General features: G+C 37.4%; 1 protein-coding gene. It reads right to left on the bottom strand.

Annotated features, from left to right (window positions below):
- Window positions 1-16 precede the first annotated feature (16 nt).
- Window positions 17-1,040 (bottom strand): IS630 family transposase gene (locus tag E2R68_RS13795; protein ID WP_445177091.1). Its coding sequence is split into 2 segments (ribosomal slippage): window positions 17-592 and window positions 594-1,040, totalling 1,023 coding nucleotides; the frame shifts between segments, so codons are not numbered across the junction.
- Window positions 1,041-1,059: the final 19 nt, after the last annotated feature.

Genomic DNA, 1,059 nt, shown 5'->3' with positions numbered 1-1,059 from the left:
ATACCAATTCCGTTAATTAAGTTTCCAATTTAGTCCAGTCTCTAAAGCATAATGAAATGACTCGGCTTGTGTCTTCGCAGAAGCTGTTCCAAGCCCTACAACATTGATCGACTATGTCGTTATAATCATCAAAACATCGATTAGCCAACTCATTCTGTCGTAACCAATGCCATACCTGCTCTATCGGGTTTAATTCTGGTGAATAAGGCGGGAGATGTATTATTGTTAGATTATCAAACTCTTCGGCTAAATAGGCTTGATGCCAACTTGCTTGGTCCATGATTACGACCGAATATTTACCTTTAGGCGTCGCTTTTGATATCAGTGACAAATGCTCTCTCATTCCTTCACTGTTACTCTTTGGTAAAACAAGTGCTTCTGTTTGCCCTGTGTTAACGCAGACTGCACCAAATAGATAAGCGTATTCAAATTGTTGTTGCTGAACAGCTCTCGGTCTTGTTCCCTTTTCTGCCCATATTTTAGTCGTTGTGTTTCTCTGACCGAATCGAGCTTCATCTTGAAACCAGACAAGGACATTATCGAGATGCATATGCCCAGGGATCTTAAGGATCGTTTTTATTTGGAATTTTTTTAAAAGTATTTTGCGCTTCAATTGATTGTTTAGGATGTTTCGAGCGAGTGGTTATCCAGCTGAGATTTAATTTATGCATTATTTGATAAACATTCGTTTTTTGAAAAGTGATATTAAAGTTATGCTTGATAAATGCTTGTACATCTTTTCCTTGTAAGCGCCCACCTTCTTTTTTGATTGCATTATCTTCAACATATTTTTTTACTTGAGCGAGTTGCTCTGATGTCAGTTTTGAGGGTCTTCCACTATGAGGCTTTTCGTTTAGTCCATCTAAACCATGGTCTAGATATGCTTTAATCCAAATATTAATACTTCTCCTACTGACTTTCAAAAAAGAAGCTATCTCAGTTCTATTTTTACCTTCAGTAAAATGTGAAACCGCAATTAGTTTTAATCGGAGTCTAGCATTAGATGTCGCGTTAATTAGGGCTGTAAAATCGTGGGTCATATAAGCTCCTTCAAAGAAG

Source organism: Psychromonas algarum, from assembly GCF_004376845.1.
Classification (GTDB): Bacteria; Pseudomonadota; Gammaproteobacteria; order Enterobacterales; family Psychromonadaceae; genus Psychromonas.
The sequence above is the reverse complement of the archived record's forward strand: the minus strand, read 5'-3'. Positions and strand labels throughout refer to the sequence as shown.